General features: G+C 71.4%; 17 protein-coding genes. 6 read left to right on the top strand and 11 right to left on the bottom strand.

The annotated features are described in order from the left end of the window. Positions 1–11 precede the first annotated feature (11 nt). From ACGFX9_RS28685 to ACGFX9_RS28670, 4 genes are all read right to left on the bottom strand, one after another. Positions 12–680 (bottom strand): response regulator, encoded by a 669-nt coding sequence (locus ACGFX9_RS28685; protein ID WP_393478317.1) that lies wholly within the window; start codon positions 678–680, stop codon positions 12–14. Then, on the bottom strand, positions 677–1984 hold the full coding sequence (locus tag ACGFX9_RS28680; protein WP_393478623.1) for a sensor histidine kinase: 1308 nt from the start codon (positions 1982–1984) through the stop codon (positions 677–679). Before ACGFX9_RS28680 ends, ACGFX9_RS28685 begins: the two co-directional genes overlap by 4 nt. 277 nt (positions 1985–2261) lie before the next feature. Continuing rightward, complete coding sequence (locus ACGFX9_RS28675) at positions 2262–3875, bottom strand: ABC transporter permease (RefSeq protein ID WP_393478313.1); 1614 nt, start codon at positions 3873–3875, stop codon at positions 2262–2264. Beyond that, the gene (locus ACGFX9_RS28670; protein WP_393478308.1) at positions 3872–4846 is read right to left on the bottom strand and encodes an ATP-binding cassette domain-containing protein; all 975 of its coding nucleotides are present in this window, start codon (positions 4844–4846) and stop codon (positions 3872–3874) included. Before ACGFX9_RS28670 ends, ACGFX9_RS28675 begins: the two co-directional genes overlap by 4 nt. A gap of 92 nt (positions 4847–4938) precedes the next feature. Here ACGFX9_RS28670 and ACGFX9_RS28665 point away from each other — a divergent pair, with 92 nt between their 5' ends. After that, on the top strand, positions 4939–5439 hold the full coding sequence (locus tag ACGFX9_RS28665) for a GbsR/MarR family transcriptional regulator (RefSeq protein ID WP_393478305.1): 501 nt from the start codon (positions 4939–4941) through the stop codon (positions 5437–5439). A 28-nt stretch (positions 5440–5467) separates the two neighbouring features. Here the strand turns inward: ACGFX9_RS28665 and ACGFX9_RS28660 are convergent, their stop codons facing one another. Beyond that, positions 5468–6295 carry a diacylglycerol kinase family protein gene (locus ACGFX9_RS28660; RefSeq protein ID WP_393478302.1) on the bottom strand — a complete coding sequence of 276 codons (828 nt, stop codon included), beginning with the start codon at positions 6293–6295 and terminating at the stop codon, positions 5468–5470. Between the two features lie 162 nt (positions 6296–6457). On the opposite strand from ACGFX9_RS28660, the gene ACGFX9_RS28655 reads away from it, so the two are divergent. Further along, on the top strand, positions 6458–7741 hold the full coding sequence (locus tag ACGFX9_RS28655) for an adenylosuccinate synthase (protein WP_393478298.1): 1284 nt from the start codon (positions 6458–6460) through the stop codon (positions 7739–7741). 37 nt (positions 7742–7778) lie between these two features. Here the strand turns inward: ACGFX9_RS28655 and ACGFX9_RS28650 are convergent, their stop codons facing one another. The 4 genes from ACGFX9_RS28650 to ACGFX9_RS28635 form a co-directional block, all read right to left on the bottom strand. Beyond that, positions 7779–9341, bottom strand: coding sequence for a substrate-binding domain-containing protein (locus tag ACGFX9_RS28650; protein ID WP_393478294.1), 1563 nt, complete (start codon positions 9339–9341; stop codon positions 7779–7781). A gap of 115 nt (positions 9342–9456) precedes the next feature. After that, the gene (locus tag ACGFX9_RS28645) at positions 9457–11361 is read right to left on the bottom strand and encodes a serine/threonine-protein kinase (RefSeq protein ID WP_393478290.1); all 1905 of its coding nucleotides are present in this window, start codon (positions 11359–11361) and stop codon (positions 9457–9459) included. 79 nt (positions 11362–11440) lie between these two features. Then, on the bottom strand, positions 11441–11926 hold the full coding sequence (locus tag ACGFX9_RS28640) for a MarR family winged helix-turn-helix transcriptional regulator (RefSeq protein WP_393478618.1): 486 nt from the start codon (positions 11924–11926) through the stop codon (positions 11441–11443). 17 nt (positions 11927–11943) lie between these two features. After that, positions 11944–12540 (bottom strand): DJ-1/PfpI family protein, encoded by a 597-nt coding sequence (locus ACGFX9_RS28635; protein WP_393478286.1) that lies wholly within the window; start codon positions 12538–12540, stop codon positions 11944–11946. A gap of 159 nt (positions 12541–12699) precedes the next feature. On the opposite strand from ACGFX9_RS28635, the gene ACGFX9_RS28630 reads away from it, so the two are divergent. Both ACGFX9_RS28630 and ACGFX9_RS28625 read left to right on the top strand, forming a co-directional pair. Then, the gene (locus tag ACGFX9_RS28630; RefSeq protein WP_393478282.1) at positions 12700–13365 is read left to right on the top strand and encodes a DUF4956 domain-containing protein; all 666 of its coding nucleotides are present in this window, start codon (positions 12700–12702) and stop codon (positions 13363–13365) included. Further along, on the top strand, positions 13362–14174 hold the full coding sequence (locus ACGFX9_RS28625) for a VTC domain-containing protein (RefSeq protein WP_393478278.1): 813 nt from the start codon (positions 13362–13364) through the stop codon (positions 14172–14174). The genes ACGFX9_RS28630 and ACGFX9_RS28625 overlap by 4 nt, the downstream gene beginning before the upstream one ends. Here ACGFX9_RS28625 and ACGFX9_RS28620 read toward each other — a convergent pair. Both ACGFX9_RS28620 and ACGFX9_RS28615 read right to left on the bottom strand, forming a co-directional pair. After that, on the bottom strand, positions 14107–15498 hold the full coding sequence (locus ACGFX9_RS28620) for a sensor histidine kinase (protein ID WP_393478274.1): 1392 nt from the start codon (positions 15496–15498) through the stop codon (positions 14107–14109). The genes ACGFX9_RS28625 and ACGFX9_RS28620 overlap by 68 nt on opposite strands. After that, positions 15498–16211 (bottom strand): response regulator transcription factor, encoded by a 714-nt coding sequence (locus ACGFX9_RS28615; protein ID WP_393478269.1) that lies wholly within the window; start codon positions 16209–16211, stop codon positions 15498–15500. Before ACGFX9_RS28615 ends, ACGFX9_RS28620 begins: the two co-directional genes overlap by 1 nt. Positions 16212–16283: 72 nt before the next feature. Between ACGFX9_RS28615 and ACGFX9_RS28610 the strand changes: the two genes are divergently transcribed. Both ACGFX9_RS28610 and ACGFX9_RS28605 read left to right on the top strand, forming a co-directional pair. Further along, positions 16284–16793 carry a hypothetical protein gene (locus ACGFX9_RS28610; protein ID WP_393478266.1) on the top strand — a complete coding sequence of 170 codons (510 nt, stop codon included), beginning with the start codon at positions 16284–16286 and terminating at the stop codon, positions 16791–16793. Positions 16794–16901: 108 nt separating this feature from the next. Continuing rightward, positions 16902–18263 (top strand): aspartate aminotransferase family protein, encoded by a 1362-nt coding sequence (locus ACGFX9_RS28605; RefSeq protein WP_393478261.1) that lies wholly within the window; start codon positions 16902–16904, stop codon positions 18261–18263. Positions 18264–18616: the final 353 nt, after the last annotated feature.

The following is an 18616-nucleotide window of genomic DNA, read 5'->3' as shown; positions in this document are numbered from 1 at the left end:
GGTAGTCGGGGTCAGCCCGGTGTGACCAGCCTTGCCTCGTACGCGAAGACCGCCGCCTGCGTGCGGTCCCGCAGGCCCAGTTTCACCAGGATGCGGCTCACGTGGGTCTTGATTGTGGACTCGGCGACCACGAGCCGGGAGGCGATCTCCGAGTTGGACAGGCCCTGGGCGATGAGGACGAGGACCTCCGTCTCGCGCTCGGTGAGTTCGCCGTACTGCTGGGCCTGGACCGTCGCCGACAGGCGCGGTGTCTCGCCGAGCCTGGAGAACTCCGTGATGAGGCGGCGCGTCACGGAGGGCGCGAGCAGGGCCTCACCCGCGGCCACCACCTTGACGCCGTCCGCGAGCTGGCGTGCGGAGGCGTCCTTGAGCAGGAACCCGGACGCCCCTGCCCGCAGTGCCTGGTAGACGTACTCGTCCAGGTCGAAGGTGGTCAGGACGAGAACCTTCGAGTCGACGCCCGCCGCGACGATCTCGCGGGTGGCCTCGATGCCGTTCATCTCGGGCATGCGGATGTCCATCAGGACGACGTCCGGGGCGAGTTCACGGACGCGCTCCACCGCCTCGCGGCCGTTGACGGCCTCGCCGACGACCTCGATGTCCGGCATCGCGTTCAGGAGGACGGAGAAGCCTTCGCGGACCATCATCTGGTCGTCGGCGATCAGTACACGGATGGTCATTCCTTGCCTCCGGCGGGCTCCGAGGCGGTCGAGGGGGTAGCCGTGGCAGTGGTCGAAGCGGTGGCGACCGGCAGGAACACCGTCACCTCGTAGCCGCCGTCGGCGGTGTTCTCGGCGGTCATCTCGCCGTCCAGCATCGTGACGCGCTCGCGCATGCCGGTGATGCCGTGGCCCGCTCCGGGGGATGGCTTGACCAGGCCGGTAGCCGGTCCGTTGACGACGCGCAGCCCAAGCCCGCCGAGCACATAGCCGACCTCGACGCGGGCCGTGGCGCCGGGCGCGTGGCGCAGGGTGTTGCTCAGCGCCTCCTGGACGATGCGGTACGCGGAGAGCTCGACGCCCTGCGGAAGCTCGCGGACGGCTCCGGTGATGACCTTCTCGACGTCGAGCCCGGTCTCGCGGACGTTGGCGATGAGCCGGTCGAGGTCGGCAAGCGTGGGCTGCGGGGCGTCCGGCGCCTCGTAGTCCTCCGCGCGTACGACACCGAGGACGCGGCGCAGCTCCGTCAGCGCGGCCACGGCGTTCTCGCGGATCGTGACGAACGCCTGCTCAAGCTCCGGCGGCGGGTTCTCGACGCGGTAGGGCGCGGCCTCCGCCTGGATGGCGACCACCGACATGTGGTGCGCGACGACGTCGTGCAGCTCGCGCGCGATCGTCGTCCGCTCCTCCAGGAGCGTGCGCTTGTCCCGCTCGATCGCGGTGACCGTCCGCTGGACGCTGACCTCGCGCTGCGCCTCGCGGCGGATGTGCACGAGGGAGGCGGCGAGCAGGGCAAGGGCGGAGAAGAAGAGCATCTCCGGGATGTTCGTGCCGTACCCCGGGCTGAGGAAGACCTCGGCGGCGATGCCGTAAAGCCCCGTGCCCAGCCACATCCACGCGGCGGTGCGGGGGCGGGTCCGCAGGGTGATCACCGTCATGACGGCGATGTGCGCGAAGAAGACGCTCGGGGTCCACGGATAGCCGTCCCACTGGCTGCCGAGGACGCCGGAGAAGGGCGTGGCCGCGATCGAGACCCACCAGGCGCCGACGGGCCTGAGCAGGGTCATGAGGACGGCGATGGCCGGGACGAACCCGGTGATCACGTATTCGAGCCCGACCCACGGGTCCACCGCGTACGCGAGGAAGAGCGTGAAGAAGGCGGCCGAGACGACCGCCGCGTGCGGGGTCCACCCCGCGTAGCGGCGTATGCGGTCGGGCAGGCGGCGTACGAGGGGTCCGTCCGTACGCATGGCCGGCAGCGGCCGGTAGGCAAAGGCATCGCGGAAGAGGGCCTCACGGAGACCGCCCAGGGAATCCACGGCCATCCGGAACTCCGGGCTGCGGGAGCTGGAGCTGGGGGCGTGCTTGGTCGCATCAGTCACGTCTACGAAGGTACGGGGAGGCCTTGCCGGGGGGCGTCCCCTCAGGGATGGGTTCTGGGGGGTCCGCCGTAGGGACTACGTGGGGCCTTCCGTTCCCCATCCCTGTCACCGCGGGGCAATCGGGCGGGTGGGCGGGAAAGGCTTGTTCGGTCACGGGGTACTGCGGGGCAATCGGGCGGGTGGGAGGGAAAAGCTTGTTCGCCCAGGGGAGACCGCCGGGTCACGTCGTCATGTCCCTCCGCCGCAGACCTCCCAGGCCTGCGGCGGACAGCACCCCCGCGGCGGCGAGAAGTACCACCACAGGCCCCCACGCCATCGCGGAGCCCGGCAGCTTCGGCAGGTGGCCGAAGGGAGAGACGTCCATCGCCACCTGCGGAAGGTCCAACGCGGGGCCGATCCACCCGATGGCAAGACACACCCCCGCCACCCCCCAGGCCAAGACCGCCGCCCGCGGGTACGCCCCCACGAGCAGCACCGCAAGGCCCCCCAGCACCCAGACCGCCGCCACCTGCACCAGGCACGCCCCCAGGATCGGCCCGAGGTCCTTGCCGTACCCGATGGCGAGACCGAGCCCGCCCACCAGCATCAGCGCCACCGCACCGCCGAAGGCGATGGCCAGGTGGCCGGCGGCCCAGCGGAGGCGTCCCACCGCCGCCGCGAGGACCGGCTCCGCCCGCTGTGAGGTTTCCTCGCCGTGCAGCCGCAGGACGGAGGCGACGACGTACAAGGAGGCGACCATGCCGAGCAGGCCGACCATCGTGGCGAGGAAGGCGTCCGTGAGGCCCGCCTGGCCGCCCATCCGCTCGATGATGTCCCGGGTGTTCCGGTTGTCGCCGACGATGTCCGCCGCGCCCTCGACCATCCCGCCGAAGACGACACCCGAAGCGAGGAAGCCGAGCAGCCAGCCGAACACGCTGCCGCGCTGCAGCCGCCACGCGAGCCCGCCCGCCGTGCCGATCCGGCCCTTCGCGGGCCCCGGCCGGGTCGGCAGGAAACTCATCCCGACGTCGCGCCGCCCCGCCAGGCTGAAGGCGACGGCGCCCTGCGCGACGATCGCGGCGGCGATCAGGAGCAGCACCCACCACCGCTCACCGGCGTAGGCACGCAGGTTCTCCGCCCACCCGAGCGGCGAGAGCCAGGTCAGGGGGGACGAGCCGTCCGAGGTTCCGGCGTCGCCCGCCGCCTTCAGGACGAAGGCGGCGCCGAGCACCCCGGACGTCAGTCCCTTGGCGAGCCGCGCGCTCTCCGTGAGCTGGGCGACGATCGCCGCCATGGTGGCGAAGAGCATCCCGGTGCCCGCGACGCCGAGCCCGAGCGCGAGCGCCCCGGCCGCTCCCCGCCCGGCCATCCCGCCCGCGATGAGCAGCCCCACGGCCGCGTTCCCCACGAACGCGGCGAGCAGCGCGGCGGTCAGCGGTGCCCGGCGCCCCACCATCGCGGCGGAGATCATCTCCTGGCGTCCTGTCTCCTCCTCGTCGCGCGTGTGCCGTACGACGACGATCAGGCTCATCACGGCGGCGAGCACCGCCGCGTACACGCCGATGCGCCACGCGGAGAGCGCACCGACGGAGTCCCCGAACACCGGTGAATACAGCGCCCGCATCGAGGAGTTGGCATTCATCGACCGCATGGCGTCGGCGCGCTCGGCGGCCGTGCCGTACGTCTGCTCCAGGGCGCCCGGCATGGACAGGACCATGCCGACGACGACAAGGACCCAGACGGGCAGCATGACCCGGTCACGCCGCAGGGCGAGCCTCAACAGGGTGCCGGTACCGGCCAGTTGACGTGACCCACCGGAGCGGGATGCGAACCCGGTCGCGGATACGGCGGTCATCGCGCGGCCACCTTCTCGGCGGTACCGCCGGCCTGGACGTCGTCCTGGTAGTGCCGCAGGAAGAGCTCCTCCAGCGTGGGCGGCGTGGAGATGAGCGAGCGCACCCCGGAGTCGGTGAGCGCGCGCAGCACGGCGTCCAGCTTGTCGGTGTCGACCTGGAGCTTGACGCGATTCCCGGATACGTCGATGTCATGGACGCCGGGCAGCTGACCCAACCCAGCTGGCGAGGAAGCCAGTTCGGCGGTGACGCTGGTCCGCGTCAGATGGCGCAGGTCGGCCAGTGAACCGCTCTCGACGGTCTGCCCCTTCCTGATGATGCTGACGCGGTCGCAGAGCGTCTCGACCTCGCTGAGGATGTGCGAGGACAGGAGGATGGTGCGGCCCCGGTCGCGCTCCTCCTCGACGCACGCCTGGAAGACCTCCTCCATGAGCGGGTCGAGCCCGGAAGTGGGCTCGTCGAGGATCAGCACGTCCACGTCGGAGGCGAAGGCGGCGACGAGGGCGACCTTCTGCCGGTTGCCCTTGGAGTACGTACGCCCCTTCTTGGCCGGGTCGAGTTCGTACCGCTCGATGAGGTCGGCCCGCCGCGCCCGGTCGAGGCCGCCCGCCCGTCGCCCGCCACCACCCTGCCTGATGCGCTTCGCGCGCCCCCCTGATCGCAGCTTCCCATACAGATCGATGACCTCGCCGCCGGAGAGATTGCGCCACAGGGTGACGTCGCCCGGTACGTACGCCACGCGCCGGTGCAGTTCGACGGCGTCGCTCCACGGGTCCTTGCCCAGGAGCTGGGCGGCGCCGGAGTCGGCACGGAGCAGGCCGAGGAGGACCCGGATGGTCGTGGACTTCCCGGAGCCGTTGGGGCCGAGGAAGCCGTGGACCTCGCCCGCATCGACGTCGAGGTCGAGACCGTCCAGCGCGTGCGTCCGGCCGAACGACTTGTGCAGTCCGGAGACGGTGATTGCCTTCGTCATGTTTCAGAACGTACGCTTCTTTCACAAAGTTGTGAAGTTAAGGAAGCGTATAAACTCGGTGCGGTCCGGCGCACAGAGGAGATGATCGGCAGATGCCCAAGGAGCCCGATGAGGAGACGCGACGTGACGACGGGTTCGTCTCACGTTTCGTCGAGCAGTTCGCCTCGCAGCTGGTCGAGGCGGGGATGCCGAGGATGCCCGCGAGGATCTTCGCGGCGCTCCTCGCCTCGGACTCGGGCGCGCTGACCTCGGCGGAGCTCGGGGAGCGGCTCCAGGTGAGCCCCGCTGCGGTCTCGGGCGCGGTCCGCTACCTCACGCAGCAGCACATGGTGACCCGGGAGCGCGAGCCCGGCACGCGGCGGGACATCTTCCGGGTGCACAGCAACCAGTGGTACGAGGCGCTCGGCAGCCGGGAGGGCGTGCTCAAGCGCTGGGAGGCGGCCCTGCGCGACGGCGTCAGCAGCCTCGGCCCCGACACCCCGGCGGGACAGCGGCTGGCCGAGACCCTCGCCTTCTTCGAGTTCATGCAGGACGAGTTCGCGGGAATGATGGAGCGCTGGCGGGTGCGCCGGGAGAGTCTCTTCGGCAAGTAGGCCACCGCAGAGCCCCCGGCCAGACCCCTCACCGGGGCAACGTCAAGCCCCAAGCATTGGCCCGCACCGACCACGTCCGCGTCCGCACAGGCCCCCCGACCACCGCATCCGCCCGGTAGCGGAAATCCGCCCCGGACACCGTGATCGTCCGGGCCCGCACCCGCAGCGGTGACGCCGCCGCGCCCACCGACGATGGCCGCACCTCGACCTCCGCGAAGCCGTCATCGGCGGGGTTCACCGCGACCCCCTCGACGGGCTGGTCCAGATCCACCACGAGCACCCCGTCCGCCTCCACCCGCAGCCGCGCCGGAGCGGGCCCCGGCGCCGACGCGATCCGCGAGGGCCGCGCGGCCAGCGTGCGGACGAAGGTCTGGCAGGTCCGCAGCCACGGGTGGCCGTCCACCGCCACGCCCCCGGTGGCCGAAGCCGCGACCGGGGGGATCCGCAGCTCTCCGAGGACCACGCCGTCCCGGTCGTCGACGAGCAGATCCAGCCGCCGCTCGGCGCCTTCCAGCACCGCCCGCGCCGCCGCGACCGCCCCGGCGGGCACTCCGAGCGCCCGCGCGAGACTCTGCGCGGAACCCACGGGAACGACCGAGAGCGCGCAGCCCGCGAGCTCCCGCTCCCGGTGCAGCACCCCCACCGCCCGCACCAGAGCACGGTCGTCGCCGATCACCACAGGACGCCGCGCACCCCTCCTGATCAGGGCTTTGGCGAACTCCTCCGGGTTTTCGGGCAGGCAGACGCGGATGGATGCGCCCGCGCCGAGCACATCCTTGGCGATCCTTACCGACTCACCGTCCGTACGCCGGGCGACCGGGTCGATGACGACTAGCAGCTGGTCGCGAGCCGACACGTGCGCCCTTTCCGTTGTCCTCGGGTAGCATCTTTGTGCAAGAGCCCCTTGCGCTATTGCGCCAGGGGCTTCGTCTATTCCGGGGCAGCATCCAAGGCACACCCATACGGCGGCTACGGCCCCTGACCTTGGACATGCCCCGCCCGGAAGGGGTGTACGCCTGTGCCCGCACTTGTGCTGCTCGGTGCTCAGTGGGGTGACGAAGGCAAGGGAAAGGCCACTGACCTGCTCGGTGGCTCCGTGGACTATGTAGTGCGTTACCAGGGCGGCAACAACGCCGGCCACACGGTCGTCGTAGGCGACCAGAAGTACGCGCTGCATCTCCTCCCTTCCGGGATTCTCTCCCCGGACTGCGTGCCTGTCATCGGCAATGGAGTCGTCGTCGACCCGTCGGTCCTGCTCTCCGAGCTGAGCGGTCTGAACGAGCGCGGCGTCGACACGTCGAAGCTGCTGATCAGCGGTAACGCTCACATCATCACGCCGTACAACGTGACCGTCGACAAGGTGACGGAACGCTTCCTCGGCAAGCGCAAGATCGGCACGACCGGCCGTGGCATCGGCCCGACGTACGCCGACAAGATCAACCGCACCGGCATCCGCGTCCAGGACCTCTACGACCAGTCGATCCTGGAGCAGAAGGTCGAGGCCGCTCTTGAGAGCAAGAACCAGCTCCTCACCAAGCTCTACAACCGCCGCGCGATCGAGGTCGGCCAGATCGTCGAGCAGCTCCTGGAGCACGGCGAGAACATCAAGCGGTACGTCGCCGACACCACGCTGATCCTCAACAACGCCCTCGACCAGGACAAGGTCGTCCTCTTCGAAGGCGGCCAGGGCACGCTCCTGGACGTGGACCACGGCACGTACCCCTTCGTCACGTCGTCGAACCCGACCGCGGGCGGCGCCTGCACGGGTACGGGCGTCGGCCCGACGAAGATCAGCCGCGTCATCGGCATCCTCAAGGCGTACACGACCCGCGTCGGAGCCGGTCCCTTCCCGACCGAGCTCTTCGACGACGACGGCGAGGCGCTGCGCCGCATCGGCGGCGAGCGGGGCGTCACCACCGGCCGTGACCGCCGCTGCGGCTGGTTCGACGCGCCGATCGCGCGCTACGCGACCCGTGTGAACGGCCTGACGGACTTCTTCCTCACGAAGCTGGACGTCCTGACGGGCTGGGAGCAGATCCCGGTCTGCGTCGCGTACGAGATCGACGGCAAGCGCGTCGAGGAACTCCCGTACAACCAGACCGACTTCCACCACGCGAAGCCGGTCTACGAGATGCTGCCCGGCTGGTCCGAGGACATCACCAAGGCGCAGACCTTCTCCGACCTGCCGAAGAACGCGCAGGGCTATGTGAAGGCGCTCGAGGAGATGTCGGGCGCGCCGATCTCCGCGATCGGTGTCGGCCCCGGCCGCACGGAGACGATTCAGATCAACTCGTTCGTCTGAGTTCCCCGTACGGGGGAGGGACGCGCCCGCGGTCGGCTCAACGGCCGGCCGCGGGCGCGTCCTCGCCGCACATCCGCAGCCCCACCGGTGTCTGGCACGGCAGGTGCCCGTGCGTGCGCACCACGTCCTGGCCGTTCCCGCGGATCGCGTAGGCGAGGAAGCTCGACGCCAGGGAGTCGGCGGGCGGGCGGCCGTAGGTGTAGGCGTACTCGATCTCGCGGTACGGGTAGCCGCTGGACTGGATGTGGTCGATGGACGGCGCGTCGCCGTTCAGGTTCAGGCGGTGCATGCCCGTGAGGGTGGCCGTGTTGCGCAGCTCGCTGTAGCCGATCGCGCCCGGGGTGGCGGCGACCGTGTCCAGGACCTGGTCCGTGGCGTCGAGTTCGCAGCGTATGACGGGGGCGGTGGCGCTGATGTCCTTGGTCAGGCAGTCGCTCGACGACTCCTGGATCTCCGAGGCGCCGTCGAGGACCCGGTGCTGGAGCGTGACCCGCGTGCCGGAGCTCGATCCTCTGCTGACAAGCACCACCGGGAGGTCGGGGCCGCCGCGCAGTTCCTTCCAGTTGCGGATCTCACCCTTGAAGAGGCGGCGTACGTCCGTCGTGGAGAGGTTCTTCACCGGGACCCTGTCGTTCAGGACGAGGGCGAAGAGGGAGACCGCCACCCGCGTCTCGCTGAGGCGCGTGTAGCTGGAGGGGCGAGGGCCGTCGGAGAAGGCGATCACCGGCGGTGAACCCGCACCGTCGTCACCGGGCTCGGCGTCCGAGGACGCCAACTCCCGCACACCGCCCCGGCTTCCGTGCGCGCTCACCTCGATGTCGGCGCCCTCGCAGTCGTCCATGTATTTGTCCGCGAGCTCGGCGGCGACCGGTTCGAACGCGGTCGACCCCGTCAGGGTGAGCTTCCCCGTCTCGCAGTACGAGGGCGGGGGCGTGGCGTCGGGCAGCAGGATGAGTCCTGCCAGGCCGAGGATCACCAGGCTCAGTGCGATCGCCACGCGCTGGGAGAGCCTGCTGAAGAGCGGCGGCTTCTCGTCGGGCGCCGCGCTGTGGTTCTCGTGGGTCTCGCCGCCCTGGATGCCGCCGATGACGGTGTAGTCGCTGTCCACGGGGCCGCCGGTCAGCAGGACCAGGAGCTTGTAGTACTCGCCGCGGTTGAGCGGCACACGCGGGATGTGGAGCCGCCCGTCCTCGTAGCCGAGCGGCGTGCCGGGCGCGAAGTGCTCCATGAGGTGGTCGGCCTCGGGCGGCAGCGTGACGGCCACGGCGCGGATCGTGCGGTTCTCGAAGACGGCGGTGAGGCCGTGGGGCGAGCGGCCGGTGTAGTCGGCCACGTCGATCGGCAGTGACCCGTCGTTCTCGACGCGCAGCAGCACCAGCGTCGCGTCGGACATCTCGGGGGCCTCGTCGAAGAGACCGAGGCGCGCGTTGGCGTCGCCCGTACGGACGTTGTCGCCTATCGCCGTGTCCATCTGCTTGCGGTAGCCGATGCGCTTGCGGCGCGGTACGCGGCGTTCGAGCAGTACGGGGACGAAGGCACCGGCGATGCCGACCAGAATGGCGAGCACGGCGATGACGTTTTCGGTGCTCAACCAGTTCATGGGCGGCACGGTAGGCGCCGGCGGCCCCCAGGGGGCGGCGCTTGTCCGCCCCGACGGTTGCTGTTCGCCCGCGGTTCAACTACCCACCGGAGGCGGCCGGTTCACTCGCGAGGACTCACCCGTCCTTGGTGTAGGTCAGCCCCTTGTCCGTGCCGGTGTTCTCGCGGTGCAGCCTGCCGTCCGAGAGCAGCGTGACCGTGCTCGCCTGGCCCGGCTTGCAGTTCGCGGGCTCGCCGTCGATCACGTCGGTCGGGCCGAGCCGCACGGTGTTGCCACTGGCCGACTCCAGCTTGCCCCGGAACAGGCAGTGGTACGTGCCGCCCGTCTTGGTCGGGCCGTCCGCCGTGATCGAGATGACGGTGTCGCCGACCTCGCCCTGCTGGAGGACGAGCTGCCGCGGGTTGGTGCCCAGGTCGTTCTCGATCGAGCCGCTCCAGGTGCCGAGGAACTCGTCCGGGATGGCGCCCTCGTCGTTCTTGGACGCGGGCGACGTGGGCGGTGTCTCGGGGTCCGGCGTCTTCTCCCCGGACGGCGTGCCCGGGGTCGTAGGGGCGCTGCTGGTCGACCCGGGGCTGTCGTCGCCCGCCTCCGTGGAACCCTCGCCCTTCATCACGGCGTACACCGTGCCGCCCGCGCCCAGAGCCACTATGACGGCCACCGCGATGAGCGCGGCGGTGGACCGGCCGCTGCGGCGCGGGGGCTCACCCTGGGGGTGGACGAGCGGGCCGTACGGGGGTGTGGGGCCGTACGGGCCCTGCTGCGGGTAGCCGTAGCCCGCCGGGGGCTGGGGGTGCTGCTGCGGGTGTTGCTGTTGCGGATGCTGCTGGGGGTAGCCGTACGCCGAGCCCGGCGGTGGAGTGGGCGGCGGTGACTGGGGCGGCTGCCCGGTGATCATCGTGGGGAGGTGGTCAAGGGAGGCACCGCCAGGCGCGCCGGGCGGCGGCGGGGTGTCGCCCGCCGCGGGGTCCGGAGCAGGCGCCGGCGTGGCCGCGGGCCCGGCACCGGCCGCGGCGACTCCTGCCCCCAGTTCCTTCGGAGGGGTAAGGGAGACCGGCGGCACCGGCGGCTTCGAGGACGCAGCCCCCGCCCCGCCCTCGTCCGGATCCTCGGTGTCCAGCAACTGCACGGCATGACGGCCCAGTTGGGCGACCAGCGCACTCGGCAACCAGGGATCGCGCGTCCGGCCGCCGTCGCCGAGGGTGTCCTCCGCCCCCGTCCGCTCAAGGATCTGCTCCAGCGAAGGGCGGTCCCCGGGGCTCTTGCGCAGGCAGTCGCCGACCAGCTCGGCCAGCTCCTCCGGCAGCCCCTCCAGATCCGGCTCCTCCTGCGCGATGCGGAACATCAGCGCGTGCACGCCGCTGTTGGCCGTGCCGAACGGCAGCGCTCCCGTGGCCGCGTACGCGAGGACCGAGCCCAGGCAGAACACATCGCAGGCCGGGGTGATGCGGTCGCCGCGCACCTGCTCCGGCGCCATGAAGCCGGGCGAGCCGACGAGCGCGCCGGTGCGGGTCAGGCCGCCGTCGGTCACCGTCTCCAGGGCGCGCGCGATGCCGAAGTCGATGACGCGCGGGCCGTCGATCGTGACGAGCACGTTCGACGGCTTGAGGTCGCGGTGGATGAGTCCCGCCGCGTGAATGTCCTTGAGGGCGTTGGCGAGACCCGCCGCGAGGATCTTCACGGACCGTTCGGGCAGCGGTCCGTGGTCGTGCGAGACGACGCTCTGCAGGGAGGGCCCCGCGACATAACCCGTGGCCAGCCACGGAATCCTCGCCTCGGTGTCCGCGTCGAGCACCGGCGCCGTCCAGGCGCCGCCGACCCGCCGCGCCGCCTGCACTTCCTGCCGGAAGCGGTTCCTGAACTCCTCCTGTTCGGCGAGTTCTTCACGCACCAGTTTCACCGCGACCGTACGTCCCCGGTCGGAGCGCGCCAGATAGACGTGTCCCATGCCGCCCGCGCCGAGCCGCGCGAGCAGCCGGTAGACGCCTATTCGCTGTGGATCCCCGGGCCCAAGCTTTTCCATCGCCGCGACTACCTCCCCCGTCGGTGTGCAACAGATCGAGGATAGTGGGGTGTTACGACATCGGCGCACGGACTGCCTGCTACGGCTCCGTAACGGGTTGTTCCCTCTCCGCTTCCGCATCGGCCAGGGACGTCTCCGTCAAAACGGCGGAAAGCCGCTCCAACACCCTTACCGTCTCGGCGAATTCCTCCGCACCGAGCGCCGCGGCGAGCCGTGCCGCCGCCTCCGCATGGCCGGGGCCGATCTTCCTGACGGCCGCCAGGCCCTCGTCCGTGGGGCGCAGCAGCTTGGCGCGGCGGTGGGCGGGGTTGGCCGTGTACTCGGCGAGGCCGCGGCGCACGAGGAGATCGGCGATGCGCTGCACGCTCTGCCGGGTGATGCCCATCGCGCGGGCGATCCCGCTGACGGGCAGCGGCTCGCGCAGGACGGCGCCGAGCACCTGCCACCAGGCGGCGGTGAGGCCGCCAGGCCCGGCCAGTTCGTCCGCCACGGAGAGGAACTGGCCGTTGAGCCGGAAGACGCCGAGGGCGGTGCGGGAGAACAGGTCCTGCTGCTCCCGCCGCACGCTGTCCCGGTCGGCACTCACGAGGAGAGCACCTCGTACGCGGAGGCGTCCGAGTCGTGGAAAAGGCGGTACCAGGCGTCCAGCTTCTCGCCCTCGTAAACGCCGAGCCGCCCGAGGATCTCGCGGGCGAAGGCGACGGGCTCGGTCGGCCCGGCCGTGGTCAGGCCGCCGTCGGTGACGGCGTCGGCCTCCACGTACCGCTCGGCGCCCTTGTATCCGGTGGCCGCGAGGTAGAACGACACCGCGCTGGTGTGCGCGCGCTCGTCGAGCAGCCCCTCGCGGGCGAGCCCGGCGGTGGCCCCGCAGATCGCGGCGACCGGCACATCGGCGTCGAGGAAGGCGCGGGCGGCACGCCCGAAGGGGGCGAGTTCGTCGCCCGTGTCCCAGAGGTCGGCCCCCGGCAGGATGAGCAGCGCGCTGTCCTCGGGCCGCAGATCGGCCAGGGCCAGATCGGGCTGGACGCGGAGGCCGCCGGTGGTGAGGACGGGCGCGGACGGGTCCGTGGCGACGGTGCGGATCTCGTATCCGGCGCGGGCCAGGAACGCGGTGGCGTAGCCGGTCTCCCAGTCGGCGAGCGTGTCGTAGACGGCGAGGTGCACGGGCTTGCGGGACATGGCTGCCTCCGTTGGCTGAGCTCCGTCAAACGGCTAGATGCTACGTAAGCATGCTGTCATCACGACAGTATGCTGTCAATGAATATCTCCAGGGACGGGCTCGGCTCGTTAACTTTCACCAGGGGCGGCCTTAACCCGCCGGTCCCTAGCGTCCTGGTCATGGACAGCGCAGAGAACCTCGGACAGATGGCCGCCCACCTCGGCCTCGACCTGGTGGCCGTGACCCTCCTGACCTTCGGGGTCTTCTATCCACGCCACCGCAGAAGGGAGCTGGTCCCCGCCTATCTCGCCCTGAACGTCGCGCTCTTCGCGGTCGTCTCCGCCCTCGCGAGCGCCGGCGGCAACGGCGGCCTCGCGCTCGGCTTCGGGCTCTTCGGGGTGCTGTCGATCGTGCGGCTCCGCTCGGACGCGGTGCAGCACCAGGAAGTGGCGTACTACTTCATCACCCTGGTCCTCGGCCTCCTCTGCGGCCTTCCGGGCCTCGATCTGCCGGTCGCCGCCGGGCTCGCGGCCGTGCTGCTCCTGGTGATGTACGGGGCCGACCACCCCCGCCTCTTCGCCGGTGACCGGCGGGCGGTCATCACCCTGGACGCCGTGTACCGCGAGGAGACCGAGCTCCGCGCCGAGCTGGGGCGGCGCCTCGGGGAGCCGCTCGGCTGGACGGTGCAGGAGATCGACTACGTACGGGACTTGATGGTTCTGGAAGTCCGATTCCGTCAGCCGGAACCTTCCGAGCGGCCCGGGGAGTTCGTACGTACAGCACCACGACGCCGCACGACCCGGTCCCGCACGCCTGCCGTCCCCCACCAGAAGGAGACCGTGTGAACCCCGCCGTACGCGCCATCGGACGAGCCGCGCTCGCCGCGCACCCCATCGCGCTTGACGAGGTGAACGAACGGGCCGAGCTGCTCGCCCGCTACGACAACAGCTATCTCGTACCGGTCGAGATCTTCGAGGACCTGGCCGCGCTCCTCACGGACCCGCGCCGTCCCACGGGCCCCTTCCGGGCCCTGAGCATCGGCGGAAAGCGCTGGTTCAGCTACCACTCGACGTACTACGACACCCCTGACCTGCTGACTTTCCACGACCACCGGCAGGGCAGGCGGCTGCGCTACCGCATCAGGGAGCGGGTCTACCAGGACAGCGGCGAGCGGCAGTTCGAGATCAAGCTGAAGAGCGGCCGTGGCGAGACGGTCAAGCACCGTCAGCGGCTCGAAGGCGACGACCACGCCCTGGACGCCGCGCGGCAGGGGTATTTGGCCGGGGTGCTGAGGGGCTCGTACGGGATCGAGGCGCCCGGCGGTCTTTCGAAGTCCCTCGTCACGGAGTACCAGCGCGCGACCTTCGTCGCCGACGGGCAGCGGATCACGTGCGACGCGGGGCTCGCGGTGCGGGACGTGTCCACGGGGAAGGTCGTCGAGGCGGACTCCGGGCTGGTGCTCGTGGAGACGAAGACGCGGGGACACCTCACGGAGGCGGACCGCGTGCTGCACCGGTACGGGGTGCGGGCCGCGGACTTCACGAAGTACTGCGGCGGGTTCGCCGCGCTCCGCCCCGAGCTGGGGATCAACCGGTGGGCGCGGGCCGTGCGGACGGCGTTTCCGCGGGCCGCGGGGGCGCCTGGGGGAAGGTGAGGGTCACCCGGGTGCCGCTGGTGGCGTCCGAGGCGATGTCGAAGGTGCCGCCCGCGTCCTCGGCCGTCCGCCGGGCGATGTCCAGGCCGAGGCCGGTGGAGCCGCCGCCGCTGGTTCCGCGTTCCGCCGCGTACGTGGGCGGGAGACCGGGGCCTTCGTCGGCGACCGTCAGTTCGGCGTGGCCCGCCGGGGTGGTGCGGACGGTGATGCGGAAGGGGGTGCCCTGGGGGGTGTGGTCCAGGACGTTGCCGATGAGGGCGTCGATGGCGGCGGTCAGATCGTCCTCGGGGACGGGGACGGGGACGGGGACGGGGACGGGGACGGGGATGGGTCCTGCGTCGCCGGTTCCGGCTGACAGCTCCGTCGTACGTCCCTGATCCTCGGCCAGCGGCATCCAGAACGCCACGCGTTCACGGGCCACCGCCGCGAGGTCCGCGTGCGGGGTTTCCCGGAGGGGCCGGCGGGCCTTGCGGATGACGTCGTCGACGCTGCGTTCCAGGGCGGCGACGTCCGCGGCGATGCGGTGCGCCTCCTCCGTGTCGCGCAGGGTCTCCGCGTCCAGGCGCAGGGCGGCGACGGGGGTGCGCAGGCGGTGGGCGAGGTCGGCGGCGTTCTCGCGTTCCGCGGTGAGCAGTTCGTCGATGCGGGTCGCGAGGTGGTTCAACTGGCCTGCCACCAGGCGGAGTTCGGGCGGCCCCTCGGGGGTCGCACGGGCGGTGAGGTCGCCCGTGGCGAGCCGGTCGGCGGTGCGGGCGAGGCGGCGGGTGGCGCCGACCAGGCGGGCGCCGAGGCGGTCGGCGAGGAGCAGCCCGATGAGTACGAGTCCGACACCGATGCCGGCGAGCACGAGCCAGGAGGTCATCGTGCCCGCGTACAACTGCCGTTCGGTGAGCGTCACTTGGACGACCGCGGTGCCGTCGGACGCGCCCTGGACGGGGACGAGGACCTGACGGCCGCCGGTGGAGGGTTCGTAGGTGAAGGCGCGTCCGGTGCGGGCCAGGCGTACGGCGTCCGCGCTCCTCGGGCTCTTGTCCCTCCCCGGAGCCGGGGCCGGCCCGATGACGGTGCCGTCGGCCAGGATGAGTGAAGTGGTCGGCAGATCCCGGGTGTTGACGCTCTCGACGGTCTGCTCGGCGGTCTCGCGCTCGTCCGCAGTGGCCAGACTCGGCCCGATGGCGTGCGCCACCCACTGGGCGCGGGCGGTGGCCTCGGCGGTGGTGCGGTCGGCGGCGTGGGTGCGGGTGAGGAGGGTGAGGGGGACCAGGAGTGCGGTGAGGACCAGGGCGGTGGTGGCGGCGGTGAGGAGGAGGAGACTGCGGCGCATCAGTTGGCCCCGGGGCCTTGGGGGTCGGGGGCCTCTTCCGGGGGTGTCAGCTTTACGCCCACGGTGCGGACCGTGTGGAGGTAGCGGGGGGCCTGGGCCGTCTCGCCCAGTTTTCTGCGGAGCCAGGAAAGGTGGACGTCGACGGTCTTGTCGGCGCCGCCCAGGGGCTGCTGCCATACCTCGGCGAGGAGTTCGCGGCGGGAGACCACCTGGCCGGGGCGGTGGGCGAGGTAGGCGAGGAGGTCGAACTCGCGGGGCGTGAGGTCGACCGGGGCGCCGTCCAGGGTGACTTCGCGGGCGGCCGGGTCGACGGTGAGCCCGCCGAGACGCAAGGGCTCTTCCGCTTCGGTCGCGCCGAGACGGCGCAGGACGGCCTTGACGCGGGCGTCCAGCTGGGCCGCGCCGAAGGGCTTGACGATGTAGTCGTCGGCTCCGTCCTCAAGGACCGCGACCATCTCGGGCTCCTCGTCGCGCGCGGTCGCCACGATGACGGGGACGTCGCTGACAGCGCGGAGCATACGCAGGATCTGCGCCCCGTCGACGTCCGGAAGCCCCAGGTCGAGGACGACGAGGTCGGGGCGGCTCGTCATGGCCGCGTCGAGGCCGGCCATGCCGCTGGGGGCGGTGGCGACGGCATGCCCTCGGTCGCGCAGGGCCCGTACCAGGGCGCCGCGCAACTGGGGATCGTCCTCCACGACAAGAAGATGCGCCATACATCCACCGTAGTCAGGGGCCTTGGCCGGCTCTTAACCGGGCGTTAGGAAACCGTGCGGCACAGTGGCCGGATGAGGAAGTGGCGGAACGCGGTGGTGACCGCGGCATGGGTGGCGGTGGGCACGGCCGCGGGGGCGCTGGGCGCCTGGCAGCTGGCGAGTTCGGACGGCGGGGGCGCGGCGCACAGTCGTCCCCTGGACGAGGGGGCGGTGGAGAGGGCGTTGGCGGCGACGTCGGCGTCGCCGCACCCGTCACCGTCACCGTCATCGTCCTCGTCACCGTCCTCGTCCTCGGGCACACCGAGCGCACCCGCGGAAACTGCCTCCGACCGATCGACCCTGCGGTTCACGGGCGGTACGGCGACGGTCGAGTGCGCGGGTGACGGAACGGTGTACCTGGTCTCGTGGAGCCCGGCGGACGGTTTCCACATCGACGACGACGTGGAACGGGGCCCGGGCCCGGTGGCCCGCCTGGAGGCGGAACCGAGCGATGACGACGACCAGGAGGACCTTCCGTACGAGATCCGGTGCGGGGCGGGCGGGGAGCCGCGGGCGAGGGTGGTGGCGGACGCGGACCAGTAGCTCCCGGCCCCGGGGGTACGCACCCCGACACTCTGTCCAGTACCTCCCACCCCCGCGAAACAGACCGCCCATGTCCGGTCCACACCCTGGACATTTACCCTCGGCCACATGACCCCTCAGCCGAATCCCCAGGTCGGCGCCGCCGTCAAGGCCGCGGACCGCGCGCACGTGTTCCACTCCTGGTCCGCACAGGAGCTGATCGACCCTCTCGCCGTGGCCGGCGCGGAAGGCTCGTACTTCTGGGACTACGACGGCAACCGCTACCTCGACTTCACCAGCGGCCTCGTCTTCACCAACATCGGATACCAGCACCCGAAGGTCGTCGCCGCGATTCAGGAGCAGGCGGCGACGATGACGACCTTCGCGCCCGCCTTCGCCGTGGAAGCCCGCTCCGAGGCCGCACGCCTCATCGCCGAGCGGACCCCCGGCGACCTCGACAAGATCTTCTTCACCAACGGCGGCGCGGAGGCCGTGGAGAACGCGACCCGCATGGCGCGCCTCCACACCGGCCGCCCCAAGGTCCTCTCCGCCTACCGCTCGTACCACGGCGGCACCTCCACCGCGATCAACCTCACCGGCGACCCGCGGCGCTGGGCCTCCGACAACGGCACGTCGGGCGTCGTCCACTTCTGGGCGCCGTTCCTCTACCGCAGCGCCTTCTACGCCGAGAACGAGCAGCAGGAGTGCGAGCGGGCCCTGCAGCACCTTGAGGACACCATCGCCTTCGAGGGCCCGGGGACCATCGCGGCGATCATCCTGGAATCCGTCCCCGGCACGGCGGGCATCATGATCCCGCCGCCGGGCTACCTCGCCGGCGTACGCGAGATCTGCGACCGGTACGGCATCGTCTTCGTCCTCGACGAGGTCATGGCGGGCTTCGGGCGTACGGGCAAGTGGTTCGCCGCGGATCACTTCGACGGGGGTGTGGTGCCGGACCTGCTCACCTTCGCGAAGGGCGTGAACTCCGGTTACGTCCCGCTCGGCGGCGTCGCGATCTCCTCCGCCATCGCCGAGACCTTCGCGCGCAGGCCCTACCCGGGTGGTCTGACGTACTCCGGGCATCCGCTGGCCTGCGCGGCGGCCGTCGCGACGATCAACGTCATGGAGGAGGAGGGGGTCGTCGAGAACGCGGCCCGCGTGGGCGCGGAGGTCATCGCCCCCGCCCTGGCGGAGCTCGCCGAGCGGCACCCCAGCGTGGGCGAGGTGCGGGGCCTCGGCATGTTCTGGGCCCTGGAGCTGGTCAAGAACAGGGAGACCCGCGAGCCGCTGGTGCCCTACAACGCCACGGGCGAGGCGAACGCGCCGATGGCGGCGTTCGGGGCGGCGGCGAAGAAGCGGGGCCTGTGGCCCTTCATCAACATGAACCGCACGCATGTGGTGCCGCCGTGCAACATCACGGAGACGGAGGCGAAGGAGGGGTTGGCAGCGCTGGACGCGGCGCTGAGCGCCGCAGACGAACACATGGCCTGACCCCAGGCCCGGGCCTACCTGGGCTCAGCCCCAGGCCTGGCTGGCCCCGCCCCGCCCCGCCCCGCCTGGCCCTGCTCTGGCTGGACCTCGGCCTGATCCAGCCGTCGGCCCGGGGAGGCACTGGGGATCCGCCTCACGCGGTCGAGTCGCCCCGCCCTGAACCGCCGCTTCGCGGCGGATTGCTCCCACCCACCCACCCATAACCCCGCAGGCAATCGGGCCGCCCCCACCCGCCCGCTGATCCCGCGGTGCAATCGGACCGCCCCCACCCACCCCCTGTCCCCGCCGGGCAATCGGGTGGGTGGGTGGGATAGATCCGCCGCGAAGCGGCGGTACAGCCGGAACCGGCCCGC

The organism is Streptomyces sp. NPDC048436 (genome assembly GCF_043200355.1).
Lineage (GTDB): Bacteria > Actinomycetota > Actinomycetes > Streptomycetales > Streptomycetaceae > Streptomyces.
The sequence above is the reverse complement of the archived record's forward strand: the minus strand, read 5'-3'. Positions and strand labels throughout refer to the sequence as shown.